Source organism: Kocuria sp. CPCC 205258 (genome assembly GCF_040981005.1).
In the GTDB taxonomy this organism is placed as follows: domain Bacteria; phylum Actinomycetota; class Actinomycetes; order Actinomycetales; family Micrococcaceae; genus Kocuria; species Kocuria rosea.
Genome location: NZ_JAVKPS010000004.1, coordinates 333046 through 358903, shown reverse-complemented (window position 1 = coordinate 358903; position 25858 = coordinate 333046). Strand labels below are relative to the sequence as shown.

The 25858-nt window shown below is 73.8% G+C and carries 22 protein-coding genes and 1 tRNA gene; 17 read left to right on the top strand and 6 right to left on the bottom strand.

Annotation, left to right across the window (positions count from 1 at the left end; all coding sequences use genetic code 11):
- Positions 1 to 4 precede the first annotated feature (4 nt).
- Together RF644_RS09955 and RF644_RS09950 are read right to left on the bottom strand one after the other, a co-directional pair.
- Positions 5 to 1525 (bottom strand): MmgE/PrpD family protein, encoded by a 1521-nt coding sequence (locus RF644_RS09955; RefSeq protein WP_368796384.1) that lies wholly within the window; start codon positions 1523 to 1525, stop codon positions 5 to 7.
- 58 nt (positions 1526 to 1583) lie between these two features.
- The gene (locus RF644_RS09950) at positions 1584 to 2261 is read right to left on the bottom strand and encodes a GntR family transcriptional regulator (RefSeq protein WP_368796383.1); all 678 of its coding nucleotides are present in this window, start codon (positions 2259 to 2261) and stop codon (positions 1584 to 1586) included.
- A gap of 219 nt (positions 2262 to 2480) precedes the next feature.
- Here RF644_RS09950 and RF644_RS09945 point away from each other — a divergent pair, with 219 nt between their 5' ends.
- Positions 2481 to 4436 (top strand): AMP-binding protein, encoded by a 1956-nt coding sequence (locus RF644_RS09945; RefSeq protein ID WP_368796382.1) that lies wholly within the window; start codon positions 2481 to 2483, stop codon positions 4434 to 4436.
- A 22-nt stretch (positions 4437 to 4458) separates the two neighbouring features.
- On the opposite strand, the gene RF644_RS09940 is transcribed toward RF644_RS09945, so the two are convergent.
- Both RF644_RS09940 and RF644_RS09935 read right to left on the bottom strand, forming a co-directional pair.
- Positions 4459 to 5172: a response regulator gene (locus tag RF644_RS09940; protein WP_017834265.1), complete on the bottom strand. Its 714-nt coding sequence runs from the start codon at positions 5170 to 5172 to the stop codon at positions 4459 to 4461.
- Positions 5169 to 6800, bottom strand: coding sequence for an ATP-binding protein (locus RF644_RS09935; protein ID WP_095651627.1), 1632 nt, complete (start codon positions 6798 to 6800; stop codon positions 5169 to 5171). The genes RF644_RS09940 and RF644_RS09935 overlap by 4 nt, the downstream gene beginning before the upstream one ends.
- Positions 6801 to 6970: 170 nt before the next feature.
- Between RF644_RS09935 and RF644_RS09930 the strand changes: the two genes are divergently transcribed.
- The 9 genes from RF644_RS09930 to RF644_RS09890 all read left to right on the top strand — a co-directional run bounded on the left by RF644_RS09930 (position 6971) and on the right by RF644_RS09890 (position 15824).
- On the top strand, positions 6971 to 8410 hold the full coding sequence (locus tag RF644_RS09930) for a cation:dicarboxylase symporter family transporter (RefSeq protein ID WP_368796381.1): 1440 nt from the start codon (positions 6971 to 6973) through the stop codon (positions 8408 to 8410).
- A gap of 250 nt (positions 8411 to 8660) precedes the next feature.
- Positions 8661 to 9554 carry a ParA family protein gene (locus tag RF644_RS09925; RefSeq protein ID WP_017833723.1) on the top strand — a complete coding sequence of 298 codons (894 nt, stop codon included), beginning with the start codon at positions 8661 to 8663 and terminating at the stop codon, positions 9552 to 9554.
- A complete protein-coding gene (locus RF644_RS09920; protein ID WP_368796380.1) occupies positions 9554 to 10438 on the top strand; it encodes a ScpA family protein in 885 nt (294 codons plus the stop codon). The genes RF644_RS09925 and RF644_RS09920 overlap by 1 nt, the downstream gene beginning before the upstream one ends.
- Entirely contained in the window at positions 10435 to 11049 is a 615-nt protein-coding gene (gene scpB / locus RF644_RS09915; RefSeq protein ID WP_035924068.1) for an SMC-Scp complex subunit ScpB, read from the top strand. Before RF644_RS09920 ends, scpB begins: the two co-directional genes overlap by 4 nt.
- A 9-nt stretch (positions 11050 to 11058) precedes the next feature.
- Positions 11059 to 12165 carry a pseudouridine synthase gene (locus RF644_RS09910; protein ID WP_368796379.1) on the top strand — a complete coding sequence of 369 codons (1107 nt, stop codon included), beginning with the start codon at positions 11059 to 11061 and terminating at the stop codon, positions 12163 to 12165.
- A 9-nt stretch (positions 12166 to 12174) separates the two neighbouring features.
- Positions 12175 to 13299 carry a prephenate dehydrogenase gene (locus RF644_RS09905; protein ID WP_368796378.1) on the top strand — a complete coding sequence of 375 codons (1125 nt, stop codon included), beginning with the start codon at positions 12175 to 12177 and terminating at the stop codon, positions 13297 to 13299.
- Between the two features lie 68 nt (positions 13300 to 13367).
- A complete protein-coding gene (gene cmk, locus RF644_RS09900; protein WP_052132749.1) occupies positions 13368 to 14033 on the top strand; it encodes a (d)CMP kinase in 666 nt (221 codons plus the stop codon).
- 78 nt (positions 14034 to 14111) lie between these two features.
- The gene (gene der, locus RF644_RS09895) at positions 14112 to 15671 is read left to right on the top strand and encodes a ribosome biogenesis GTPase Der (RefSeq protein ID WP_368796377.1); all 1560 of its coding nucleotides are present in this window, start codon (positions 14112 to 14114) and stop codon (positions 15669 to 15671) included.
- 79 nt (positions 15672 to 15750) lie between these two features.
- A tRNA-Pro gene (locus tag RF644_RS09890) sits at positions 15751 to 15824 on the top strand.
- Between the two features lie 84 nt (positions 15825 to 15908).
- Here the strand turns inward: RF644_RS09890 and RF644_RS09885 are convergent.
- Positions 15909 to 16829, bottom strand: a complete 921-nt coding sequence (locus RF644_RS09885) for a PfkB family carbohydrate kinase (protein WP_368796376.1) — start codon at positions 16827 to 16829, stop codon at positions 15909 to 15911.
- A 189-nt stretch (positions 16830 to 17018) separates the two neighbouring features.
- On the opposite strand from RF644_RS09885, the gene RF644_RS09880 reads away from it, so the two are divergent.
- From RF644_RS09880 to RF644_RS09855, 6 genes are all read left to right on the top strand, one after another.
- Positions 17019 to 18017: an adenosine deaminase gene (locus RF644_RS09880; RefSeq protein ID WP_368796375.1), complete on the top strand. Its 999-nt coding sequence runs from the start codon at positions 17019 to 17021 to the stop codon at positions 18015 to 18017.
- Positions 18018 to 18111: 94 nt separating this feature from the next.
- Positions 18112 to 18498, top strand: coding sequence for a glycine cleavage system protein GcvH (gene gcvH, locus RF644_RS09875; RefSeq protein ID WP_126350063.1), 387 nt, complete (start codon positions 18112 to 18114; stop codon positions 18496 to 18498).
- Between the two features lie 189 nt (positions 18499 to 18687).
- Positions 18688 to 19143, top strand: a complete 456-nt coding sequence (locus RF644_RS09870; RefSeq protein ID WP_017833713.1) for an FHA domain-containing protein — start codon at positions 18688 to 18690, stop codon at positions 19141 to 19143.
- A gap of 9 nt (positions 19144 to 19152) precedes the next feature.
- Positions 19153 to 19899, top strand: coding sequence for a MerR family transcriptional regulator (locus tag RF644_RS09865; protein ID WP_368796374.1), 747 nt, complete (start codon positions 19153 to 19155; stop codon positions 19897 to 19899).
- Positions 19900 to 19921: 22 nt separating this feature from the next.
- Entirely contained in the window at positions 19922 to 20425 is a 504-nt protein-coding gene (locus tag RF644_RS09860) for a bifunctional nuclease family protein (RefSeq protein WP_031283123.1), read from the top strand.
- Positions 20426 to 20599: 174 nt separating this feature from the next.
- Positions 20600 to 21184 (top strand): MerR family transcriptional regulator, encoded by a 585-nt coding sequence (locus RF644_RS09855; protein WP_017833710.1) that lies wholly within the window; start codon positions 20600 to 20602, stop codon positions 21182 to 21184.
- A gap of 10 nt (positions 21185 to 21194) precedes the next feature.
- On the opposite strand, the gene RF644_RS09850 is transcribed toward RF644_RS09855, so the two are convergent.
- Entirely contained in the window at positions 21195 to 21983 is a 789-nt protein-coding gene (locus RF644_RS09850; protein WP_017833709.1) for a ParA family protein, read from the bottom strand.
- A 339-nt stretch (positions 21984 to 22322) separates the two neighbouring features.
- Between RF644_RS09850 and RF644_RS09845 the strand changes: the two genes are divergently transcribed.
- Positions 22323 to 25775 (top strand): pyruvate carboxylase, encoded by a 3453-nt coding sequence (locus RF644_RS09845; RefSeq protein WP_368796373.1) that lies wholly within the window; start codon positions 22323 to 22325, stop codon positions 25773 to 25775.
- The last annotated feature ends 83 nt before the right edge of the window (positions 25776 to 25858 follow it).

The window sequence follows — 25858 nt, the reverse complement described above, 5'->3', positions numbered from 1 at the left end:
GGCTCTAGAAGATTCCCTTCGTGCCGGTGCGCAGGTCGACGTTGGCGGTGACGTTGAGGGCGTCGAGCTCGCCGGCGCCCAGGGCCGTGAGGTTCTCGGCGGCGGCGATGAACCGGTCCAGCTCGTCGTCGGCGACGATCCCGGTGGCCAGCGTCCGCAGCTTGGTGACGTACTGCTCCCGGGCGAACGGGCGGGCCCCCAGCGGGTGGGCGTCGGCCACGGCGATCTCCTCGACCACGGTGGACCCGTCGGCCAGGGTGATCTCAGCCCGTCCGCCGAAGGCCTTCTCGGCCGGGTCCAGGGAGTGGTAGCGGCGGGTCCACTCCGCGTCCTCGGCCGTGGTGACCTTGTTCCACAGGGCCACGGTGTCGGGCCGGCCGGCGCGCTCGGGGGCGTAGGAGCCCACGTGGTCCCACTGCCCGTCCTGGAGCGCGACGGTGAAGATGTAGGGGATCGAGTGGTCGAGGGTCTCCCGGGTGGCCGTCGGGTCGTACTTCTGCGGGTCGTTGGCCCCGGAGCCGATCACGTAGTGGGTGTGGTGGGAGGTGTGCAGCACGATGCGCTCGATCCGGGCCGGGTCGGCCAGCTCGGGGCGCTCGCGGTGCAGCTTGCGGGCCAGGTCGATCCAGGCCTGCGCCTGGTACTCCGCCGAGTGCTCCTTGGTGTAGGTGTCCAGGATCGCGGCCTTGGCCTCGCCCGGGGCCGGCAGCGGCACCTCGTAGGCCGCACCCGGGCCGTCCAGCAGCCAGGCGATGACCCCGTCCTCGCCCTCGTAGATCGGGGTGGGGGAGGTCTGCCCGCGCATCGCGCGGTCCACGGCCTCCACGGCCATCTTCCCGGCGAAGGCCGGGGCGTGGGCCTTCCAGGTGGAGATCTCGCCCTTGCGGGACTGGCGGGTCGCGGTGGTGGTGTGCAGGCCCTGGCCGATGGCGTGGAAGATCGTCTCCACCGGCAGGCCGAGCAGGGTGCCGATCCCGGCGGCCGCGGACGGGCCGAGGTGGGCGACGTGGTCGATCTTGTGGGCGTGCAGGCAGATCGCCTTCACCAGGTCCACCTGCAGCTCGTAGCCGGTGGCGATGCCGCGCACCAGGTCGTGGCCGGTGGCGCCGGCGTGCTGGGCCACGGCCAGGATCGGCGGGATGTTGTCGCCGGGGTGGGAGTACTCGGCGGCCAGGAACGTGTCGTGGTAGTCGAGCTCGCGCACGGCCACGCCGTTGGCCCACGCCGCCCACTCGGGGGAGACCTTGCGGGTGGCGGTGTCCACGCCGTAGAGGCCCGAGCCCGTGCCGCCCGGGGTCGGCGCGTGGGCCAGGGCCTGGTCCCGGGCGGAGACGATCGGTGCCCGGTTGAGCGAGGCGATCGCGACCGAGGCGTTGTCCAGGACCCGGTTGATCACCATCTCCGTCACCTCGTCGGTGACCTCGACCGGGTCCGCGGCGACCTCGGCCATCTTCCAGGCCAGCTGCTCCTCGCGGGGCAGGTTGTCCTTGGACGGGTGGACGCGCACGGAATGGAGAACGGTCATGGGAGTTCCTCTCGTGGGGACGGACGACCGCCGGCGGCGGTCGAAGTGGTGTCCGCGCTCAGCCGGTGGCCTCGAGCGGGGGAGCGGGCTGGACCCACTCCCGGACAGGGGTGGTCAGGACGGCCTGCAGCGAGTTGGCCAGGTGCACACGGGTCGCCGCCTCGGCGAGCTCCTCGGAGCCCTCCGCGACGGCTCGGGCGATCTGGGCGTGCTCGGCGGCGGCGCGCGCGAGCCGGTCGGGGTTGGTGCGGGAGAGCTTGCGCACCCGGGCCAGGTGCAGGCGCAGGGAGCGCTGGGCCGCGGTGAGGTAGGGATTGGCCGTGGCCTCGTCGATGGCCCGGTCCATGCGCTCCACGAGGTCGTAGTACCCGGCCCGGTCCGTGCCCGGCCCGTGGAGCTGGGCCACGACCGCCTCGAGCTCGGCGGCCAGCTCCTGGAACGCGACGGGGTTGCGGCGCCGGGCGGCCAGCCGGGCCGCCCGGCAGTCGAGGGCCTCCCGCAGCTCGAACAGGGCGCGGACGTCCTCGAGGGAGACCTGGGAGACCACGACGCCGCGGCCCCGGTGCGCCTCCGCGAGACCGTCGGCGGTGAGCCGGCTGAGGGCCTCGCGGATCGGCGTGCGGGAGATGCCGAAGCGCTCCGACTGCTCGACCTCGCCGAGCACCTGGCCCGGGAGCAGCCGCCACTCGACGATGTCCTCGCGCAGGGCCTCGTAGGCGCGGTCGCTGGCTCGCACGGCTCCCTCCTCGCTCTTGTCGCCCGCGACGGGGAATGCGCCGCGGACTCTGGGTGACAGGCATCACAATGCACGAGCATTGTATACACAGTTCGGTGCAGATGGCGAGGGATTTGGCCCGGCTCGGCTCGATCGTGCATCTGTGTATACAGACGTCTTGTCGTGTGTGACTTGCACCACTAGGGTGTCCGGCAGGACCGCAACCCCTGGGAGGGACCCATGAGCACCGACCACCGAACACCGCCGCCGGCCGAGGGCTACGCGGAGGTCTACCGCCGCAGCGTGCAGGATCCGGAGGGGTTCTGGCTCGATGCCGCCCGCGCCGTGGACTGGGTGCGCGAGCCCACCACCGCCCTCGACGACACCACCGCCCCGCTCTACCGCTGGTTCCCCGACGGCGAGCTCAACACCTCCTACAACGCCCTCGACCGGCACGTCGAGGCCGGCCACGGCGAGCGCACCGCGCTCGTCTACGACTCCGCCGTGCTGGGGGTCCAGGAGCGGTTCAGCTACGCGCGCCTGCGGGACGACGTCGCCCTGTTCGCCGGGGCGCTCGCCGCCCGGGGGGTGGGCAAGGGCGACCGGGTGCTCGTCTACCTGCCGATGATCCCGCAGGCCGTCGTGGCGATGCTCGCCTGCGCCCGGCTGGGCGCGGTGCACTCGGTGGTCTTCGGCGGGTTCGCCCCGAAGGAGCTCGCCTCCCGCATCGACGACTCCCGGCCGGTCGTGGTGGTGACCACGACCGGCGGGGTGGAGCCGAAGCGGCGGATCGAGTACATCCCGGCCATCGAGGAGGCCCTGCGGCTCGCCGAGCACGCCCCCGGGACGGTGCTGGTGCACGAGCGCCCGGGGTTCGAGACGACGCTCGAGGACGCCCGGGGCCGGGCCGGGGCCGGCGGGCAGCCGGCCGTCGAGTGGCTCGACTGGGCGGATGCCGTCGAAGGCGCGGAGCCGGCGGCGCCCGTCCCGGTCGCGGCCACCGACCCGCTCTACGTCCTGTACACCTCCGGGACCACCGGGACCCCCAAGGGCGTGGTCCGCGACAACGGCGGGCACGCCGTGGCCCTGACGTGGTCCATGCGCCACATCTACGACGTCGGGCCCGGCGAGGTGATGTGGACCGCGTCCGACGTCGGCTGGGTGGTGGGCCACTCCTACATCGTCTACGGCCCGCTCCTGGCCGGCGCCACGACCGTGCTCTACGAGGGAAAGCCCGTGGGCACCCCTGACGCCGGGGCGTTCTGGCAGCGCGTCGAGGACCACGGCGTCAAGGTGCTGTTCACGGCGCCCACGGCCCTGCGGGCCATCCGCCGGGCGGATCCGGAGGGCGAGCTGGTGCGCCGGCACGACACCGGCTCCCTGCGGGCCCTGTTCGTGGCGGGGGAGCGGCTCGACCCGGAGACGTACCACTGGGCCGCCCGGGTGCTGGGCGTCCCGGTCGTCGACCACTGGTGGCAGACGGAGACGGGGTGGGCCATCTGCGCCAACCCCTTCGGGATCGAGCGGCTGCCCCTGAAGGCCGGCTCGCCGTCCGTGCCGGTGCCGGGCTACCGGGTGGAGATCCTGGACCCGCTGGGCCGGCCGGTGGAGACCGGCGAGGAGGGCAACATCGCCCTGCGCCTCCCGCTGCCGCCGGGCACGCTCCCCACGCTGTGGGGCGACGACCAGCGGTTCGTGGACTCCTACCTCAGCGCGTTCCCCGGCTACTACGCCACGGGCGACTCCGGCCACGTGGACGAGGACGGCTACGTCTACGTCATGGGGCGCACCGACGACGTCATCAACGTCTCCGGGCACCGCCTGTCCACCGGGGCCATGGAGCAGGTCCTCGCCTCCCACCCGGCGGTGGCCGAGTGCGCCGTGATCGGGGTGGGGGACCCGCTGAAGGGCCAGCGGCCGTCCGGGTACGTGGTGCTCAAGACCGGCGCCGACGTCCCGCCGGAGCAGCTCCGGGAGGAGCTCGTGGCGCTCGTGCGCCGGCAGATCGGGGCGGTGGCGGACTTCAAGGAGGTGGCCGTGGTGGAGGGGCTCCCCAAGACCCGCTCGGGGAAGATCCTGCGCAAGACCATGCGGCAGATGGCCGACGGCGAGGACTACACCGTGCCCTCGACGATCGAGGACGCCTCCGTGCTGGAGGCCCTCGAGGGCGTGCTGCGGCCGCCGAGCGGTTCGTGACGCTCCGGCGCACGGCACGGGGTCAGCGGCCGGGGGAGACGTCCTGCCCGGCCCAGCCGTACTCGAGCTCGGGCCGCCCGGGGGTGCCGTGGCGCGGGCGGCGCTGCACGAGGCCCCGGGCCGTCAGGTGCTCCAGGTATCGCCGCGCCGTGACCCGGGACAGCGTGCTGCGCTCGGCGACCTCACCGGCCGAGAGCCACTCCCCGCCCCGGATCAGCGCGGTGACGGACTCGAGGGTCTGCGGGGACAGGCCCTTGGGCGCGTCCGGGCGGGTGGGCGCGCCCAGGGCCGCGAACGCGCGGTCCACCTCCGCCTGGCCCACCGTCCCGGCCGCGCCCAGGGCGGAGCGGTAGCGCCGGTAGGCGTCGAGCTTCTCCTCGAACACGGCGTAGGTGAAGGGCTTGATGAGGTAGCCGACCACGCCCAGGGTGCTCGCGGCCCGGACGGTCGCCACGTCCCGGTGCGCCGTGATCACCAGCAGGTCCACCGTCTCGCCGCGGGCGCGCAGGGTCCGTGCCACGTCGAGACCGGACATGTCCGGCAGGTTCACGTCCAGCAGCACCAGGTCCACGGGTCGCCCCGCCCGCCGGGCGGCCTGCACAGCCTGCACGGCCGTCCGCCCGGACACGGCGGTGGCGGCCGCCTCGAAGCCCGGTGAGCGCTCGACGTACTGGGCGTGGGCGGCGGCGGTGAGCGGCTCGTCGTCGACGACCAGGACGCGGACCGGCGCGCTCACGGGGCCCGCCCCGCCGCGGCGTCGCGGGCCACCGGGACGGTCACCGTGAACACGGCCCCGCCGTCGTTGCGGTGCTCGATCCGCGCGCCCCACCGCTCGACGACCTCCCGCACCAGGTGCAGGCCCACGCCGCGGCCCTCCGGGCCGGCCGGCTTCGTGGTGACGCCGAGCTCGAACACCTCCCGGGCGAGGTCGTCGGGGACCCCCATCCCGGTGTCGGCGACGGTGATCACGACCGCGTCCCGGGCGGGGTCCGCGGCGTCGGGCGCCCGGGCGATCTCGACCTCGACGACCGGGCGGACCCGGTCGGCGTTGGCCGCGGCGGCCTCGACGGCGTTGTCGACGAGGTTGCCGACGAGGGTCACGAGGTCGGCGGGGGAGACGGGGATCCGGGGCGCGTCCGGGTCGACGACGACCTCCAGCTCCACGCCGCGCTCGTGGGCCGCGGCGGTCTTGCCGACCAGCAGGGCCGCGAGGAACGGGTCGTCGAGGTGGGCGAGGAGGTCGTCGGACAGCACCCGGGTGCGCACCATGTCGGCCGAGGCGAAACCGAGGGCCTCCTCGTCGCGGCCGAGCTCCAGCAGGGAGACGACCGTGTGCATGCGGTTGGCGTGCTCGTGGGTCTGGGCCCGCAGCGCCCCGGCCAGCGTCGCGGTGGCGCGCAGCTGTCCCGAGAGCCGCGAGATCTCGGTGTGGTCCCGCAGGATCACGATCGTGCCGCGCCCCGCGAGCGCTCCGCGGGCCGGGAGGGCCGAGACGATGAGGGTGCGCTCCCCGACCACGAACCACTGCTCCTGCACGGGCGCGCCGGCGCGCAGGAGGACCGCCAGCGCGTCCGGCAGGTCCAGGTCCGCGACGGGGAGGGGTTCGTGCCGGGCCGGTCCCGGGGTCGCCGGCGCCCGCACCCCGAGCAGCTCCCTCGCCCGGGCGTTGAGCACCTGCACCGCGCCGGTCGTGTCCACGAGCAGGAGACCCTCCGTGGCCTCGTTGAGCACGGCGTCGTGCAGCGCGTGCACCTGGGCGAGCTCCTCCGGGCCCCAACCGTGGGTGACGCGGCCCAGGTACCGGGAGCCGAGGGCCGCGACCGTCGCCGACGCGGCCAGCAGCAGCAGCCCGACGAGGAGCACCGCCGGCAGCTGGGCGAGCGCCTGCTGCGAGACGGCCTCGAGGAGGACACCGGTGGCCACGAGCGCCACGACCGTGCCGTCCCCGTCCCGGACCGGGGCGATCGTGCGCACGGAGGGGCCGAGGTTGCCGCGCTCCGTGCTGGTCCAGGTCTGACCGGCGAGCGCGTGCGAGCGGTCCCCGCGGTAGGCCTCGCCGACCGAGGAGGGCAGGGGGTGCGTCCAGCGGGTGCCGTCCGGGGCCATGATCGTGACGAAGTCGAGGTCCGTGTCCGCGAGCAGCCGGTCCGTGAGCGGCTGCAGCACGGCGTGCGGGTCCGGCCCGCCCACCGCCTCGAGCACGTACGGGTCGTCCGCGAGAGCCGTGGCGAGGACCCGGGTCACCGCCTCGGCGCGCTCCACGACCGCGCCGCGCTCGTGGGCGAACAGGACGAGGGACACGGCGAGGGTCACCAGCGCGACGACGGCGAGCTGCATCAGGAAGAAGCGCCGGGCCAGGGACATGTCCGCTCCTTAATCTCCCGGTCGTCCCTCCCTCGGTTGTGGTGGGCGTCACGACCATTATGACCACAACACGACAGGGCGCCGGGCCGCGGTGAGACTCGTCACATCGGCCCGATCCCGGGTCCCGCGCTCTACCCCACCGCGCTACCCATCCGAACCGGAGGACAAGCATGGCCACCGTCGCCACGGACCCCGTCGACCCGCAGCCGCCCGCCCAGAAGCAGAAGAAGGACAGGACGCACTACCTGTACGTCTTCGTGATCGTCGCCGTCGTCGCCGGCGCCGTCCTGGGCCTCGTGGCCCCCGAGTTCGCCCAGACGCTCAAGCCGGTCGGCACCGCGTTCATCGCCCTGATCAAGATGATGATCGCCCCCATCATCTTCTGCACGATCGTCCTGGGCGTCGGCTCCATCGCCAAGGCGGCGACCGTCGGCAAGGTCGGCGGCCTGGCCCTGGCCTACTTCATGGCGATGTCCACCATGGCACTGGGCATCGGCCTGGTGGTGGGCAACCTCATCCACCCGGGCGAGGGCCTGAACATCCAGGGCTCGGAGTACGAGGTCACGGACGCGGGCCACGGCGACGGGGAGGGCGGGACCATCGGGTTCCTGCTCGGCATCATCCCCACGTCCCTGCTGTCCTCCCTGACCGAGGGCAACATCCTGCAGACCCTGTTCGTGGCGCTCATCGTGGGCTTCGCGCTGCAGCAGATGGGCCCGGCCGGCAAGCCCGTGCTCAAGGCCGTCGGCTACGTCCAGGCCCTGGTCTTCCGGATCCTGATCATGGTCATGTGGGTCGCCCCCATCGGGGCGTTCGGCGCGATCGCCGGTGTGGTCGGCGAGACCGGCGTCCAGGCCATCGTCTCGATGGCCACCCTGATGATCGCCTTCTACCTCACCTGCGTCCTGTTCATCGTGGTGGTCCTGGGCGGGCTCCTGAAGGCGGTCACGGGGATCAACATCTTCCGGCTCATGAAGTACCTGGGCCGCGAGTACCTGCTGATCTTCTCGACCTCCTCCTCCGAGGCGGCCCTGCCCCGGCTCATCGCCAAGATGGAGCACGTGGGCGTCTCCAAGCCCGTGGTCGGCGTCACGGTCCCGACCGGCTACTCCTTCAACCTGGACGGCACCGCCATCTACCTGACCATGGCCGCCCTGTTCGTCGCCTCCGCGATGGGCAGCCCACTGGCCATCGGTGAGCAGATCTCCCTCCTGGTGTTCATGATCATCGCATCGAAGGGCGCCGCCGGGGTCACCGGCGCCGGCCTGGCCACCCTGGCGGGCGGCCTGCAGTCCCACCGCCCCGACCTGGTCGACGGGGTCGGCATCATCGTCGGCATCGACCGCTTCATGTCCGAGGCCCGCGCCCTGACCAACTTCACCGGCAACGCCGTGGCCACCCTGCTGATCGGCAAGTGGACCCGCGAGATCGACCTCGTCCAGGTGGAGCGCGTGCTCTCCGGCCAGGACCGGTTCGACGAGTCCACCATGGCCGCCCACTCCCACGGCACCGCCGAGGACCGGCCCGTTGCCGAGACCGCTCCCGGGGCCCGGGTGGAGGACTCCGTCGCGGAGAAGGTCGAGGCCGCGGCCGGCGCCGGCGCGCGCTGACCCGTCCCCGCACCGGGACCCGTGTCCGGCCCGCGCCCGCCGCACCCCCTCTCGGGGGCGCGGCGGGCGCGGGCCGTCGTCGTCCGCCGGCTCCACCGCGCCCGGGAATTCGGGGCCGCCCGGCGGCGGCGGTACCCTGGTAGCTGATCGAGTCCAGGAAAACCCCAGGTCGGCCCGTCCGGCCCGGGCCGCCCCGTGCCCGGGGCCGGTCCGCCCGAGCGCGACCCCGAACGAAAGAGCGGTGCCACGAGTGAGCCAGCAGAGCGACGAGAGGAACCCCGGCACGGGCGAGGCCGGGACGGGAACCGTCGGCCTGACCGGCCGTCCCGCCCGCGACTTCCCCGAGCCGCCCGAGCTCTCCACCCACGGGCCCGCCCGGATCATCGCGATGGTCAACCAGAAGGGCGGGGTCGGGAAGACCACCTCGACCATCAACCTCGGCGCGGCGCTGGCCGAGCTGGGGCGCAAGGTCCTGCTCGTCGACTTCGATCCGCAGGGCGCCCTCTCCGCCGGCCTCGGCGCCAACCCGCACGAGCTGGAGCTGACGGTCTACAACGTCATGATGGACCGCTCCGTGGACGTCTGGGACGTGGTCCAGGAGACCGACGTCGAGGGCGTCGACCTGCTCCCCGCGAACATCGACCTCTCCGCGGCGGAGGTGCAGCTCGTCACCGAGGTGGCCCGCGAGCAGGTGCTGGCCAGTGCCCTGCGCAAGCTCGAGGAGCACTACGACGTCATCATCATCGACTGCCAGCCCTCGCTGGGGCTGCTGACGGTCAACGCGCTGACCGCCGCGCACGGGGTGGTCATCCCGCTCATCGCGGAGTTCTTCGCCCTGCGCGCCGTGGCGCTGCTCGTGGACTCCATCGAGAAGGTCCAGGACCGGCTCAACCCCCGCCTGCAGATCGACGGGGTGCTAGCCACGATGTTCGACTCCCGGACCCTGCACTCCCGCGAGGTCATGGCCCGGATCGTGGACGCCTTCGGCGACAAGGTCTTCGACACCGTCATCAAGCGCACCGTGAAGTTCCCGGACGCCACGGTGGCCGCCGAGCCCATCCTCTCCTTCGCCACGGCCCACCAGGGCGCCGAGTCCTACCGTCAGCTGGCGCGGGAGCTCATCTCGCGCGGCGGCGCACCCTGATGCACCCCGAGGAGCCGCCGGTCCCCGAGGGTCCCGGCGGCTTCGCGGTGCAGCTGGAGGACTTCGCGGGGCCCTTCGAGGTGCTGCTCTCCCTGATCGCCAAGCACGAGCTGGACATCACCCGGATCGCGCTGGCCACCGTCACGGACGAGTTCCTCCAGTACGTGCGCGCCCTGCACGAGATCGGCTCGACCCGCGCCCTCGACGAGGCCAGCGAGTTCCTCGTGGTCGCCGCGACGCTCCTCGACCTCAAGGCCGCCCGGCTGCTGCCGCGCGGGGAGGTCGAGGACGAGGAGGACGTGGCCCTGCTGGAGGCGCGGGACCTGCTCTTCGCCCGGCTGCTGCAGTACAAGGCGTTCAAGGAGGTGGCCGTGCTGCTCGACGAGCGGATGCGGGCCGAGTCCACCCGCCTGCCCCGGTCGGTGCCGCTGGACCCGGAGGTGGCGGCCGTGCTGCCCGAGCTCGACTGGCGGACCACGCCGGAGCAGTTCGCCGCGATCGCCCGCTCCGTCTTCGTGCCCCGCCCCGGGGCGCCCGCGGAGGTCGGGGTGGACCACCTGCACGGGGCCGCCGTGACGGTCCGGGACGAGGCAGAGATCCTCGCCGGGCTGCTCGAGGACGGAGCCCCGCGCTCCTTCCGGGTGCTCGTCGCGGACGCCGGGTCCACCCTCGCGGTGGTCGTGCGGTTCCTGGCGCTGCTCGAGATGTACCGGGACGCGGTGCTCGAGCTCGCCCAGGAGCAGCCGCTGGGGGAGCTGACGGTCCGCTGGACCGGGGCGGGCACCGGGTGGACCGCCGACCGGCTGTCCGAGGACGCCGCGGGCCCGGCCGCCGTCGTCGCGGCCCCGGACGGGGTCCCGGCCGTCTCGGGGGCCCCGGCGTGAGCCCCGCGGCCGAGGGCGGGCCGGATCTCGAGGCGCTGCCCGGCGGGGTGCGGGCCGCCGTCGAGGCGATCCTGATGGTGGCCGACGAGCCCGTCAGCGAGTACGAGATCGCCGCCGCCCTCGTGGTCCCGGTCGCCTCCGTGCAGCGGGTCCTCGACCGGCTCCGCGCGGAGTACGACGGCGTCGCCGCCGATCCGGGGTATGATGGGACGTTGGCGCCGCGCGGGTTCGAGTTGCGCAGCACCGGTGCCGGCTGGCGGATCCACTCGCGCAGCGAGTTCGCCCCCGTCGTCTCCGCGTTCGTCGCGGAGGGACAGACCGCCCGGCTGTCGCAGGCGGCCCTGGAGACCCTGGCCGTCGTGGCCTACCGCCAGCCCGTGAGCCGGGGGCGCATCTCCGCGATCCGCGGGGTCAACGTCGACGGCGTCGTCCGCACGCTCGTGCAGCGAGGCCTGATCCGCGAGCTCGAGCGGGACGGCGAGTCCGGCGCCGTGCTCTACGGCACCACCACGTTCTTCCTGGAGAAGATGGGCATCGGCTCGCTCGACGAGCTCCCCGACATCGCCCCTCATCTGCCGGGCATCGACCAGATCGACCACTACGAGGACTGAGACACCACCATGGCCACTTCACGTTCATCATCCGGCCGCCCCGGGCCCGGCGGCCGCCGCGCCCCCGGCTCCCAGGGCGGCCAGAAGCCCCGCACCGGCCAGGGCGGCACGTCGTTCCAGGGCGGGAAGGGCGCTCCCGGCCGCGGCCCCGCCAAGGCCGGTGCCGGCAAGGGCGGCGCCGGCAAGGGCGGTGCCGCCAAGGGGGGCGCCGCGAAGGGCGGCGCCGCCAGGGGCGGGTCCTCGACGGGCACCGGTCAGGACCGCGGGCCCCGCCCGTTCGCGTCCTCCGAGAAGAGCGCCCGGCGGATGCCCGCCACCCCGTACCGCCCGCCGCACCGGAAGCGCCGGCCCAAGAACCCGCCCGTGGACCGGCTGGACCAGCACGACCCGGACGGGGTGCGGCTGCAGAAGCTCATGGCCCAGGCCGGCGTGGCCTCGCGGCGCGTGTGCGAGGAGATGATCGAGGCCGGCCGCGTGCAGGTCAACGGGGAGACCATCACCGAGCTCGGCATCCGCGTGGACCCGGACACCGTCGAGATCCACGTCGACGGCGTCCGCGTGCAGCTCGACGAGAACCTCGTCTACTACGCCTTCAACAAGCCCGAGGGGGTGCTCTCCACCATGGAGGACCCCGAGGGCCGGCCGTGCGTGGCCGACTACCTCAACCAGCAGAAGAACGAGCGCGTCTTCCACGTGGGCCGCCTCGACGTCGAGACCGAGGGCCTCCTGCTGCTGACCAACGACGGCGAGCTGACCAACCGGCTCACCCACCCCTCCTACGAGGTCCCCAAGACCTACCTCGTGCAGGTCCGCGGGCCCATGGAGAAGGGCGTCGGCGCGGCCATGAAGGCCGGCATCGAGCTCGAGGACGGCATCGCCTCCGTCGACTCCTTCCGGCTCGTGGACTCCACCCCCGGCCACCTGCTCGTCGAGGTCGTCCTGCACTCCGGGCGCAACCGCATCGTGCGCCGGCTCTTCGACGCCGTGGGCCACCCCGTCGAGAAGCTCGTGCGCACCGAGGTCGGCCCCATCCGGATCGGGGACCAGCGCCAGGGCACCATCCGCCGCCTGTCGAAGACCGAGGTCGGGCACCTCCTCGCCTCGGTGGGCATGTAGGGAGCGCCCGTGACGCAGACCCCCACCGCACCGCCGCCCCCCGCGGCGACCGCCGGGCCCGTGCTCGTGGTCGGCGCCGGCCTGCTCGGCGCCAGCATCGGCCTGGGCCTGCGCCACCTCGGCGTGGACGTCTGGCTGCAGGACTCCTCGCCCACCGCCGAGGCCGTGGCCCAGGACATCGGCGCCGGCCGCTCCTGCCGCGCGGCGGGGGAGGACCGGGTGCCGGAGCCGGCCCTCGTCGTCGTCGCCACCCCGCCCGACGTCACCGCCGAGACCGTGGTCGAGGCGCTGGGACGGCACCCGGAGGCGGTCGTCCTCGACATCGCCTCCGTGAAGGAGTCCGTGCTGGAGGACGTGCGCGCCCGGGGCGGGGACCTCGCCCGCTACGTGGGCACCCACCCCATGGCCGGGCGGGAGAAGTCCGGCCCCGTGGCCGCCCGCGGCGAGCTGTTCACGTCCATGCCCTGGGTCGTGTGCGACTCGGGCCGCTCCGCGCCCGCGGCGCTCGCCGCGGCGAAGAACCTGGCCGTGGACCTCGGGGCGACGGTCACGTTCATGGACGCCCGCGAGCACGACGCGACCGTGGCGCTGATCTCCCACCTGCCGCAGGTGATGTCCTCCCTGCTGGCCTCCCGGCTGCAGGACACCCCGCTGCACCACCTGTCCCTCGCGGGCCAGGGGCTGCGGGACACGACCCGCATCGCCGCCTCGGACCCGGGACTGTGGGTGCAGATCCTCTCCGCGAACGCCGCTCCCGTGGTGGCGTCCCTGCACGGGGTGCGCGAGGACCTCGACCGGCTCATCGCCACGCTCGAGGCCCCGCGGGCCCCGGGCGCCCGGCTGGACATCGCCCAGCTGATGTCGGAGGGCAACGCCGGCCGGGCCCGGATCCCGGGCAAGCACGGCGGCGCGCCCCGCGCGTTCGCGACCCTCACCGTGCTCGTCGGGGACGTCCCCGGGCAGATCGCCCGGCTGCTCACCGAGATCGGGGAGATCGGCGTCAACCTCGAGGACCTGCGCCTCGAGCACTCCCCGGGCCAGCCCGTGGGCCTCGTGGAGGTCTCCGTGCTGCCCAACCGCCGCAAGGAACTCGTCGAGGCGCTCCAGGAGCGCGGATGGAAGGTCGTGCAGTGAACACCGGAACGAACACCGCCCGCAGCGCAGCACCCGGCACCGGGGCGCCGGCCGCCGCCGGCCGGCAGCTGGTCGTCGCCATCGACGGGCCCTCCGGCTCCGGCAAGTCCAGCGTGTCCAAGGAGGTGGCCCGCCGCTTCGGCCTCGCCTACCTGGACACGGGCGCGATGTACCGCGCGCTGACGTGGTGGTGCCTCGACCGCGGGGTGGACCTCTCCGACGGCGGCGCCGTGGTCGAGGCCGCCCGCTCCTTCCCGCTCGCCCAGGGCACCGACCCCGACCGGGAGCTGGTGTTCGTGGGCGGGACCGATGTGGGCGTCGAGATCCGCGGCGCCCGGGTGACCGAGGCGGTCAGCGCCGTGGCCACCAACCAGGCCGCGCGGGCGGTGCTGGTGGCCCGCCAGCAGGAGCTCATCGCGGACAGCGGCCGGCGCATCGTGGCCGAGGGCCGGGACACCACCACCGTGGTGGCCCCCGACGCCGACGCCCGGATCCTGCTCACCGCCGACGAACGGGCCCGGATGGCCCGGCGCGGCCTGCAGAACGGCGGCGTCGAGGACGCCGAGCAGCTGCGGGCCCGGGTCGTGGGCCGGGACGCCAAGGACGCGACGGTCGTGAACTTCACCGAGGCCGCCGACGGCGTCGTGACGATCGACTCCTCCGAGCTCACCGTGGAGCAGACGGTCCAGGCCGTCATCGACGTGGTCGTCCGGGCCGCGGGCCGCTCCGCCTGAACCGCTCCGCCCCGCCCCCCCCCCCCCGACATTTTTCCGCACCCCGACCGGCCGCACCCGGCCCAGCGAAGGACAGCCATGACCGGCAACCCCGAGAACTCCGCGCACGACACCGCCCACGACCCCTACGAGGCCGAGATCCTCGACGGCACCACGGACGACGTCGCCCAGCGGCTCGCGGCCATCGACGACGACGAGGCCGAGCAGCGCGCGCAGGCGCTGCGGGCCGGGCTCGAGGACTACGAGCTCGACGAGGAGGACGCCGCGCTGCTCGCCGAGTGGGCGGAGGACGGGGACCAGGCCCCCGTGCGCCGGCCCGCCCCGGTGCTCGCCATCGTGGGCCGCCCCAACGTCGGCAAGTCGACCCTCGTCAACCGCATCCTCGGCCGGCGCGAGGCCGTCGTGGAGGACACCCCGGGCGTGACCCGGGACCGCGTCTCCTACCGGGCCACCTGGAACGGGCGCAACTTCACCCTCGTGGACACCGGCGGGTGGGAGTACGACGCCAAGGGCATCAACGCCCGCGTCGCCGAGCAGGCCGAGATGGCCGTGGAGTTCGCCGACGCCGTGCTGCTCGTGCTCGACGCCACCGTGGGCGTCACCGCCGCGGACGAGGCCATCGTGAAGATGCTGCGCAAGGTCCGGAAGCCGGTGATTCTGGTCGCCAACAAGGTGGACTCCCCGCAGCTCGAGGTCGAGGCCACCTACCTGTGGTCCCTCGGCATGGGGGAGCCGCACCCGGTGTCCGCCCTGCACGGGCGCGGCGCCGCCGACGTCCTCGACGCGGTCACGGACCTGCTGCCGGAGTTCTCCGCCGTGGCCGAGACCGAGCTGACCGGCGGGCCCCGCCGCGTGGCGCTCATCGGGCGCCCGAACGTGGGCAAGTCCTCGCTGCTCAACAAGCTGGCCGGCTCCGAGCGCGTCGTCGTGGACCCCCTGGCCGGGACCACCCGCGACCCCGTGGACGAGCTCATCGAGCTGGGCGGCAAACCCTGGCGCTTCATCGACACCGCGGGCATCCGCCGCCGCGTGCACATGGCCCAGGGCGCGGACTTCTACGCGTCCCTGCGCACCCAGGCCGCCCTCGAGCGCGCCGAGGTGGCCGTGGTGCTGCTGGCCGCGGACGAGGTGCTCTCCGAGCAGGACGTCCGCATCCTGCAGCTGGCGGTGGACTCCGGCCGCGCCCTCGTGCTCGCCTTCAACAAGTGGGACCTCATGGACGAGGACCGCCGCTACTACCTGGAGCGGGAGATCGACCGCGACCTCGCGCACGTGGCCTGGGCGCCGCGGGTGAACGTCTCGGCGAAGACCGGCTGGCACAAGGACCGGCTGGTCCCCGCCCTGGAGACCGCCCTGGCCTCGTGGGACACCCGCGTCCCCACCGGGCGGCTCAACGCGTTCCTCGGCGAGATCGTGGCCGCCCACCCGCACCCCGTGCGCGGCGGCAAGCAGCCGCGCATCCTCTTCGGCACCCAGGCCTCCTCCCGGCCGCCGCGCTTCGTGCTGTTCACCACCGGTTTCCTCGACCCCGGGTACCGGCGGTTCATCACCCGCCGCCTCCGCGAGACCTTCGGTTTCGAGGGCACCCCCATCGAGGTGTCCATGCGCGTGCGGGAGAAGCGGAACCGGAAGCGCTGAGGCGCCCGCCGAGATGAATTCCGCCGGAGCTTGCTGTAATGTGATGCGAGTGCTCGGGGCGGGAACGTACTGAGCACTTCGGGCTGTGGCGCAGCTTGGTAGCGCACTTGACTGGGGGTCAAGGGGTCGCAGGTTCAAATCCTGTCAGCCCGACGATTCGAGGCCGGTGGACCGCGGGAACGCGGACCACCGGCCTTCTCTCGTTCCCGGGGACGGCGCCGCCGGCACCCGAGCTGCCTACCGGCGGGCCCGGGAGGCCGACTCCCGAAGCCGGTCCAGGTCGAGGTCCGGCCGGCCGCCGGCGCTGCCGACCACCTCGGCCGCCGCCGCCGCGGCCCACCAGGCGGCGGACTCCGGGCTCTCCCCGCGCAGCAGCGCGACGGTGAGCGCGGCCACGAACGAGTCGCCCGCCCCGGTGGGGTCCACGGGATCCTCGCCCAGATGGGGCAGGAGCACGTGCCCGCCCGGCCAGGCGACCACGTCGCCCTCGCCGGTGGCCAGGGCGACGACGCGCGGGCCCTCCGCGAGCAGCGACTCCGCGGCCCGCACCGTCCCCGGCACGTCCCGCGGCGCCCAGCCCACCAGTGCCTCCGTCTCGGCGGTGTCCGCGCGCACCACGTCCGCGGTGCCCAGCAGCCGCCGGCGCACCGCCCCGTCCGCCGGGGCGCCGTCGGCCACCGTGAGCGCGCCCCCCGCCGCGGCCGCCTCGAGGGCCTCCGTCACGGCCGCCCCCGGCTGCTGCAGCTGCACCAGCACGGCGTCCGCCGAGCGCAGCAGGTCCCGGCTCGCGCGCACGTCCCCGGCGTCCAGCAGCATCCGGGCGTCCACGTCCTCCAGCAGGCGGCGGACCCCGCGCGGCCCTACGAGGTCGACGAGCAGCGCGGTCGGGGCGCCGGCGCGGCGCACCACGGCGCCGACGTCGATCCCGTCGGCCGCGGCCTGGGCGAGCACCTCCGCGCCGGCGGAGTCGGTGCCCACGACCCCCACCAGGGCGACCTCGGCGCCGAGCTGGCGGCACGCCACGGCCTGGTTCGCGCCCTTGCCGCCGAGCAGCTCCTGCCGCTCGAGCACGTCGGCGGAACCGCCCTCCGCCGGCAGCTCCGCCACGGTCAGCACGAGATCCCGTCCCACCTGTCCGACCACCACGACACCGGACATCCGGCACTCCTTCCTCCGAGCGGCTCCGCTCGCGAGCCTAGAGCACTCCTGCCGCGGAGCCGACGGCGGTCGGGCGGTGCGGGGCGACCCGGCAGCGGGGGCGGAGCCCCGCCGCCGATCGCGGCGCATACACTGCACGGGACGTCGAGTGCTCCGGTCCCCGGGGCCGACCACGAAGGAGCGCCGGAGTTGAACGACCTGCACACCCTGCCCAAGGCGGAGCTGCACCTGCACATCGAGGGCACCCTCGAGCCCGAGCTCGCGTTCGCGCTCGCCGCCAAGAACGGGGTGGAGCTGCCCTACGGCTCCGTCGAGGAGCTGCGGCGGCAGTACGACTTCGAGGACCTGTCCTCGTTCCTGGCGCTCTACTACGCCATGATGGCGGTGCTGCGCGACGCCTCCGACTTCGAGGCGCTGACCCGGGCATACCTCGAGCGCGCGGCGGCGCAGGGCCTGCGGCACGTCGACGTCTTCTTCGACCCGCAGGCGCACACCGCCCGGGGCGTGCCGCTCGGGACGGTGGTCGACGGCATCCGCGCCGCCCTCGACGCCGCCCGGACCGAGCGCGGCCTCACCAGCACGCTGCTGCTGTGCTTCCTGCGGGACCGGCCCGCCGCGGAGGCCGTCGAGCTCTTCGACTCCCTTGGGGACCAGCTGCCGCGCATCGACGGGATCGGCCTCGACTCGGCCGAGGTCGGCCGTCCCCCGGCCCTCTTCGAGGAGGTCTACGCGCGGGCGCGGGCGGCCGGACTGCACGTCGTCGCCCACGCGGGGGAGGAGGCGGGCCCCGAGTACGTCCGGGAGGCCCTCGACGTGCTGCGCGTGGAGCGGGTGGACCACGGCATCCAGTGCCTGAGCGACCCGGAGCTCGTGGACCGCCTCGTCGCGGCGCGGGTCCCGCTCACCGTGTGCCCGCTGTCCAACGTGCGGCTGCGCGTGGTCGACACGCTCGCCGACCACCCGGTCCTGGACATGCTCGAGCGCGGACTGCTGGTCACGGTCAACTCCGACGACCCGGCCTACTTCGGCGGCTACGTGGGGGACGTCTTCCAGGACCTGCGCGACGCGCTGGGACTGACCGACGAGCAGGCCGTAGTCCTGGCCCGCAACTCGGTGGACGCGTCCTTCGCGGGGACGGAGCGCAAGCGGGCGATCCACGCCGAGATCACCGCGTGGGAGGGTTGCTGAGCGGCCGACACCCGCGAGGTCCCGCGCCCCCGGGCCACGGGGACGTCTGTGCCATAATCGAGCCGACCGCACCCGCCGGACCAGGAGCCACCCCATGAGCAACATCCCCGCCGACCTGTCCTACACGGCCGAGCACGAGTGGATCGCGGGCCCCGACGCCGACGGCGCGGTGCGCATCGGGATCACCGACCACGCGCAGAGCGAGCTGGGCGACGTCGTGTTCGTCCAGCTGCCCGAGGTGGGGGAGAGCGTCGAGGCGGGCGCCGCCGTGGGCGAGATCGAGTCCACCAAGTCCGTGAGCGACATCTTCGCCCCCGTCTCCGGCGAGGTCACCGCGGTCAACGAGGCGCTCGAGGCCGAGCCCGGGACCGTGAACTCCGCCCCCTACGCGGAGGGCTGGCTGTTCGAGGTCCGCCCCTCCGGCGAGGACTACCGCTCCGGGCTGCTCGACGCCGAGGGGTACGCCGCCCAGCTCGACTGACCGGCGCAGGACCCGACCACGCGCGAGCCGGGACGTGTCCCGGCCGCCCCTCCGTGTCTCCACCACCCGGTACACTGACAATCAACCGGGTGGCTCCGGCCGGTCGCCCGGGAACCGCCGGGACAGGAGGTCGCGGGGCAGGGGTCCCACAGGACCCGTCCACCAACACGTCACCAGTCGAGGGAAGAGATGTCCAGAACCCAGAACGGCTCGAACGCACCCCAGGGGGAGCCGGAGACCACGTCGATCCAGATCGTGGCCGAGGTCCTCTCGCACGCGGCTTCCCACAAGCTCTCCCCCGAGGAGAGCTCAGCGGTCTCCGCGCTCCCGCCGCGCAGCGCACTGCTCGTGGCCCACGACAGCGGCGGCTCCGGGTCACGCTTCCTGCTGGACCGGGACGAGGTCCCCGCCGGCCGCCACCCGTCCTCCGAGATCTTCCTGGACGACGTCACCGTCTCGCGCCGGCACGCGCGGTTCGTCCGGCGCGGCGACTCCTTCGAGATCATCGACTCCGGATCCCTGAACGGCACCTACGTCAACGGCGACCGCGTGGACAGCGCGCAGCTGGACAACGGCGACGAGGTCCAGATCGGGAAGTTCCGGTTCACGTTCTACCGTTCGCTGCGCTCGCAGTCGGACCAGTAGAAGGGAGCCATGACCGACCCCGCGGAGACCGATCCCCACCGGGACGACGTCCAGCACGAGGCCCGGGTGGGCATCAGCGCCGTGCTCAAGGAGCTCGGCGAGGACCACCCCGGCATCACCGCCTCGAAGCTGCGCTTCCTGGAGGACAAGGGCCTGGTCCACCCGGCGCGCACCGCGTCCGGCTACCGCAAGTTCTCGCGCGCGGACGTGGACCGGCTGCGCCGGATCCTGGAGCTCCAGCGCGACCGCTACCTCCCGCTGAAGGTGATCCGGGAGCGGCTGGACGCCGACGAGGACGCCCGCGCCGACGACGCCCGGCGCACCGCGGAGCCCGCCGACCCGGTCACCGCCCCCCTGCCGGTCGTCAGCGCGCCGCGCACCTACAACCTGCGGGAGCTCGCCGCCCGCACGGGCGCCGGCATCCCGCTCGTCCGCGAGCTCGTGAGCTACGGGCTGATCCGGGAGCAGAACGGGGCCTTCGACGACCACGCCCTCGCCATCACGCGGGCGGCCCTCGCGCTGACGGCCCACGGCCTGGAACCGCGCCACCTGCGCCCCTTCAAGGCTGCCGCGGACCGGGAGCTGGGCCTCGTGGAGCGCGCCGTCGCGCCCCTCACCTCCCGCCGGGACGCCGCCTCGAGGGCCCGCGCGGTCGAGCGCGCCCAGGAGATCTCGGGCCTGTGCCTCACCATCCACACCTCGCTCGTGCGCTCGGAGATCGCCGCGCTCCAGGAGCGCGCCGTGGTGGAGGGCTGACGTGGCCGTGCACCAGGTCCTGATGGAGATCGCGGGCGTCCGCATGGACGTGCCGTCGGCGCAGCCCGTCGTCGTCCTCCGCGAGGTCGAGGGTGGACGGCACCTGCCGATCTGGATCGGCACGAACGAGGCGACGTCCATCGTCTTCGCCGTGCAGGGGATCGAGCCGCCCCGGCCCCTGACGCACGACCTCGTGCTGTCGGTGGCCACCGCGTTCGGGCGCACGCTCACCCGGGTGCGGATCCACACGGTGGAGGAGGGGGTCTTCCACGCCGCGCTCGAGTTCTCGGACGGCACGGTCGTCGACTCCCGCGCCTCGGACGCGATCGCCCTGGCCGCCCGCACCGACTGCCCCATCCTGTGCACCGAGACCGTCCTCGACGAGGCCGGTCTCGTGATGAGCGGGGACGGGGAGCTGCGGGAGCCGTCCCCCCGCGCGGGGGAGGGGGAGCCGCAGCTGCCCCCGGAGACGCAGGTCGAGCAGTTCCGTGACTTCCTCGACAACGTCGACCCCGAGGACTTCTGAGCCGTCCCCGTCCGCCCGACACGGGCTCCGGGCCCTTGATGTCTTTGACCCCGTCCCCGGGGAGGTCTACCGTCATAAGGTGTACTCGAGGTGTTCCCGGGGGGATCCGGACGTCTCTGCGAGACCATCCACTCCCGGCGCCGCGAGCACCGGGTCCACGAGCGAGGAGGCGGCGTGAGCGAACGCGAGCAGCCCGGCGGCCCTCCGGCGCACGGCACCCAGGGCGTCCTCTTCGACGACTCCGTGATCCGGGACGAGTCCGTCGGCTACCGCGGCCCCACCGCCTGCAAGGCCGCGGGCATCACCTACCGGCAGCTCGACTACTGGGCGCGGACCGGTCTCGTGGAGCCCACCGTGCGCGGCGCCTCGGGGTCCGGCACGCAGCGGCTCTACAGCTTCCGCGACATCCTCGTCCTGAAGATCGTCAAGCGGCTCCTGGACACCGGCGTCTCCCTGCAGCAGATCCGCACCGCCGTGGGGGCGCTGCGCGCCCAGGGCGTGGAGGACCTGGCCCGGCTCACCATGATGAGCGACGGCGCCAGCGTCTACGCGTGCACGTCCCCCCACGAGGTCATCGACCTGGTGCAGGGCGGACAGGGCGTCTTCGGGATCGCCGTGGGCCGGGTGTGGCGCGAGGTCGAGGGGACCCTCGCGGCGCTCCCCGGGGAGCACACCGGAGCGGACCGCGCCCCCGCCCAGGAGCCGCTGCCCGGGGACGAGCTCTCCGAGCGCCGGGCCCGCCGGCAGAGCGCGGGCTGAGCCGGGCGGCTCAGGACGAGCCGTCGAGCAGGCCCTGCAGGATCGCCGTGTACCGCCCGGAGATGTCCTGGGCCTCCGCTCCCGGCCAGCGGTGGATCGGCCAGGCCGCGCCCTGCGCCTGCTGCCAGACGGGCAGGTCCGGGATCACCGGGCTGACCAGCAGGGGGCCGAACAGCTCCTGCAGCTCGTCCAGGCGGTGCCGGTGCTCCACCGACGAGTGCTGGACCTTGTTGACCACCACCCCGGCGGCCGGCACGGCCCACGTGCGGCTCTGCTCGAACTGGGCGATCGCCGTCATCGTGCGCTTGGTGCCCGCCACCGAGAACAGCGAGGGCTCCGCCACCGAGAGCACCTTGTCGCTGGCGGCCCACGCCGTGCGGGTCAGCGCGCTCAGGGTGGGCGGGCAGTCGACCAGCACCAGGTCGTACCCCTGGGCGCCGGAGAGCGCGCGCTCCAGCCGGCCCAGGTCTTTCTCCCGGTACTCGGAGCGGTCGAGGTGGGACGAGCGGGCCGAGCCCGGGGCGACGTCGAGGGCCCTGCTGTCCAGACCGGCCCGCACCGCCCAGGCCGAGGCAACGACCACGCGCTCGAGCGCTCCCCGGCGCGGCCTGCGCAGCACCTCCCCGATGTCGTGACCGCGCTCCGGGTGCACGCCCAGTCCGGTCGTGGCGTCGGCGTGCGGGTCGAGGTCCACCACCAGCGTGGGCACTCCCGCCTGCAGGGCCGCCGAGGCGATCCCCAGGGTCACGGAGGACTTGCCGACACCGCCCTTGAGGCTGCTGACGCTGACGATCTGCACGGAGGGGACACCCTTCGCTCGCGGGGAAACGGGAGGAGCGGCTCCTCGGGTCCGGGATCGGGGGCCGCGGCGAGGAGACGGCTGCGCCCATCGTAGCCGGGCGGGCGCGCTCCGCCCCGCTCCGGCGCGGAGCCGCCCGCGGCCGCCCCGCCGCCGCCGTGTACGCTGACCACGACGTCGCTCTGTGACAGCAGTCACAGTGTGCCCCGGGGTGGCGTGGTTCACTGGTCAGGACCGCCCGCGGACGGCCATGCTGACCGTGTGCGCGACGTTGTACGACCTTCGACGAATCAGTGCCCGGGTGTCCGCCGAACGGCCCCGGGTGCGGAACGGGTGTTGATGTTCTCCAAGATCCTGGTGGCCAATCGCGGCGAGATCGCGATCCGTGCCTTCCGTGCCGCCTACGAGCTGGGCGCCAAGACGGTGGCGGTGTTCCCGTACGAGGACCGCAACTCGATCCACCGGCAGAAGGCCGACGAGGCGTACCGGATCGGGGAGGAGGGCCACCCCGTGCGGGCCTATCTCGACGTCGAGGAGATCGTCCGGGTGGCCAAGGAGTCCGGGGCGGACGCGATCTACCCCGGCTACGGGTTCCTCTCGGAGAACCCGGACCTGGCCCGTGCCGCCGCGCGCGAGGGCATCACCTTCGTCGGCCCGCGGGCCGAGATCCTGGAGCTGGCCGGCAACAAGGTCGCGGCGCTGAAGGCGGCGAAGCGGGCGGGGATCCCGACGCTGGCCTCCACGGAGCCCTCGGCGGACCCCGAGGAGCTGCTGGCGCAGGCGGAGGGCATCGGGTTCCCCATCTTCGTGAAGGCCGTGGCCGGCGGCGGGGGCCGCGGCATGCGCCGGGTGGAGACCCCCGAGGCGCTGCCCGAGGCGCTGGCCGCCGCGATGCGCGAGGCCGACACCGCCTTCGGCGACCCCACCGTCTTCCTGGAGCAGGCCGTGCTCCGGCCCCGCCACATCGAGGTGCAGATCCTCGCCGACAACGAGGGCGGGATGGTGCACCTGTTCGAGCGCGACTGCTCCCTGCAGCGCCGGCACCAGAAGGTCGTGGAGATCGCCCCGGCGCCGAACCTCGACGAGGGGATCCGCCAGGCCCTGCACCGGGACGCGGTGAAGTTCGCGAAGGAGCTCGGCTATGTCAACGCCGGCACCGTGGAGTTCCTGGTGGACACGGCCGGGGAGCGGGCGGGGCAGCACGTGTTCATCGAGATGAACCCGCGCATCCAGGTGGAGCACACGGTGACCGAGGAGATCACCGACGTCGACCTCGTCCAGTCGCAGCTGCGCATCGCCTCCGGGGAGACCCTGGCGGACCTGGGCATCGCCCAGGACGAGCTGGCCGTGCGCGGGGCCGCCCTGCAGTGCCGGATCACCACCGAGGACCCGGCCAACGGGTTCCGCCCCGACGTCGGGAAGATCTCCGCCTACCGCTCCGCCGGCGGCGCGGGGGTGCGCCTGGACGGCGGCACGGTCTACGCCGGGGCGGAGATCTCCCCGCACTTCGACTCGATGCTGGTGAAGCTCACCTGCCGGGGCCGGGACTACGCCACCGCCGTGCACCGGTCCCAGCGTGCCCTGGCCGAGTTCCGGATCCGCGGGGTGTCCACCAACATCCAGTTCCTGCAGGCCGTGCTGGCCGACCCGGAGTTCCTCGCCGGCAACGTGGCCACCGACTTCATCGAGCGCCGCCCCGAGCTGCTCGAGGCCCGCACCTCCGGGGACCGGGCCACCAAGGCGCTGACCTGGCTGGCCGAGGTCACGGTGAACCAGCCCAACGGGGAGCGGGTGGAGGGCATCGACCCGCGCACCAAGCTGCCCCACTACCCGGGCGACAAGCAGGACGAGCCGTTCCGCTCGCCCTTCGACGGACCCTCCGAGCACACCCCGCCGCCGGGGTGGCGGCAGCGGCTCGTCGAGCTCGGCCCCGAGGGGTTCGCCCGGGCCCTGCGGGAGCAGCAGGCGGTGGCGGTGACCTCGACGACGTTCCGGGACGCCCACCAGTCGCTGCTGGCCACCCGGGTGCGCACCCGGGACCTGCTGGCCGCGGCCCCGGCCTACGCCCACACGCTGCCGCAGCTGCTGTCCGTGGAGGCCTGGGGCGGGGCGACCTACGACGTCGCGCTGCGCTTCCTCGGCGAGGACCCGTGGGAGCGACTGCGGCTGCTGCGGGAGGCGATGCCGAACATCCCGATCCAGATGCTGCTGCGCGGGCGCAACACCGTGGGCTACACCCCGTACCCGACCGAGGTGACGGACGCGTTCGTGGCCGAGGCCGCGGCCACCGGGGTGGACATCTTCCGGATCTTCGACGCCCTCAACGACGTGGAGCAGATGGCCCCGGCCATCGAGGCCGTGCGCAGGACGGGCACCGCGGTCGCCGAGGTCGCCCTGTGCTACACCGGGGACCTGCTCGACCCGGCCGAGGACCTCTACACCCTGGACTACTACCTCGAGCTCGCCCAGCAGTGCGTCGACGCCGGGGCCCACGTGCTGGCGATCAAGGACATGGCGGGGCTCCTGCGCCCCGCGGCGGCGGCGAAGCTGGTGACCGCCCTGCGGGAGCGCTTCGACCTGCCCGTGCACCTGCACACCCACGACACCGCCGGCGGGCAGCTCGCCACGCTGATGGCCGCGATCGACGCGGGCGTGGACGCGGTGGACGTGGCCGAGGCCTCGATGGCCGGCACGACCTCCCAGGTGCCCGCCTCGGCGCTGATCGCCGCCCTGGCCCACACCGACCGGGACACCGGCATCCCCCTGGAGGCCGCGACCGCCCTGGAGCCCTACTGGGAGGTCATCCGCCGGATGTACGCCCCGTTCGAGTCCGGGCTCACCGCCCCGACCGGGCGCGTGTACCGGCACGAGATCCCCGGTGGGCAGCTGTCCAACCTGCGCCAGCAGGCCATCGCGCTGGGGCTGGGGGAGCGGTTCGAGGCGATCGAGGACATGTACACCGCCGCCAACGCCATGCTCGGCAGGCTGGTCAAGGTCACCCCCTCCTCCAAGGTCGTGGGCGACCTCGCCCTGCAGCTGGTGGGCATGGGCGTGGACCCGGCCGAGTTCGAGGCGAACCCGCAGAAGTTCGACATCCCCGACTCGGTGATCAGCTTCCTCGCCGGGGAGCTCGGCACGCCTCCCGGCGGGTGGCCCGAACCGTTCCGCTCCAAGGCCCTGGAGGGCCGCAACGTCAAGGTCGGGATCACGGAGCTGGCCCCGGAGGACTCCCAGGCCCTGGCGGGGGACTCGGCCACCCGCCGTGCCACGCTGAACCGGCTGCTGTTCGCCGGCCCGACGCGGGACTACGAAGCCAGCCGGGCGAAGTACGGCGAGCTGGCGCTGCTGCACACCCGGGACTTCCTCTACGGGCTGACCTCCGACCGGGAGCACGTGATCTCCCTGGGCAAGGGGGTGCGGCTGCTGGTGACCCTGCAGGCCATCTCGGAGCCGGACGACAAGGGCATGCGCACCGTGATGGTCACCCTCAACGGCCAGCCCCGGATGATCGAGGTCCGCGACACCTCGATCACCTCCTCGGTGCCCGAGACCGAGAAGGCCGACCCCACGGACCGCGGCCACGTGGCCGCCCCGTTCGCGGGTGCCGTGACCGTGACGGTGGCCGAGGGCGACACCGTGGAGGCGGGCGGCCAGGTGGCCACCATCGAGGCCATGAAGATGGAGGCCTCCATCACCGCCCCCACGGACGGCACGGTCGCCCGGGTGGCCCTCAAGGGCGTCACCCAGGTCTCCGGCGGCGACCTCCTGCTGGCGCTCGACACCGCCGGCTGACCCGGCACGCCCGCGCCGGCACCACCGACCCCGGGAGGGCCGCGGTGCCGGCGGGGGCCGCCCGGCGGCCGCGCATAGGATGG

Coding starts and splice junctions, on each gene's coding strand:
- RF644_RS09955 (WP_368796384.1), bottom strand. CDS start 1,525: ATGACCGTTCTCCATTCCGTGCGCGTCCACCCGTCCAAGGACAACCTG.
- RF644_RS09945 (WP_368796382.1), top strand. CDS start 2,481: ATGAGCACCGACCACCGAACACCGCCGCCGGCCGAGGGCTACGCGGAG.
- RF644_RS09935 (WP_095651627.1), bottom strand. CDS start 6,800: ATGTCCCTGGCCCGGCGCTTCTTCCTGATGCAGCTCGCCGTCGTCGCG.
- RF644_RS09930 (WP_368796381.1), top strand. CDS start 6,971: ATGGCCACCGTCGCCACGGACCCCGTCGACCCGCAGCCGCCCGCCCAG.
- RF644_RS09920 (WP_368796380.1), top strand. CDS start 9,554: ATGCACCCCGAGGAGCCGCCGGTCCCCGAGGGTCCCGGCGGCTTCGCG.
- RF644_RS09910 (WP_368796379.1), top strand. CDS start 11,059: ATGGCCACTTCACGTTCATCATCCGGCCGCCCCGGGCCCGGCGGCCGC.
- der (WP_368796377.1), top strand. CDS start 14,112: ATGACCGGCAACCCCGAGAACTCCGCGCACGACACCGCCCACGACCCC.
- RF644_RS09885 (WP_368796376.1), bottom strand. CDS start 16,829: ATGTCCGGTGTCGTGGTGGTCGGACAGGTGGGACGGGATCTCGTGCTG.
- gcvH (WP_126350063.1), top strand. CDS start 18,112: ATGAGCAACATCCCCGCCGACCTGTCCTACACGGCCGAGCACGAGTGG.
- RF644_RS09870 (WP_017833713.1), top strand. CDS start 18,688: ATGTCCAGAACCCAGAACGGCTCGAACGCACCCCAGGGGGAGCCGGAG.
- RF644_RS09865 (WP_368796374.1), top strand. CDS start 19,153: ATGACCGACCCCGCGGAGACCGATCCCCACCGGGACGACGTCCAGCAC.
- RF644_RS09860 (WP_031283123.1), top strand. CDS start 19,922: ATGGAGATCGCGGGCGTCCGCATGGACGTGCCGTCGGCGCAGCCCGTC.
- RF644_RS09845 (WP_368796373.1), top strand. CDS start 22,323: ATGTTCTCCAAGATCCTGGTGGCCAATCGCGGCGAGATCGCGATCCGT.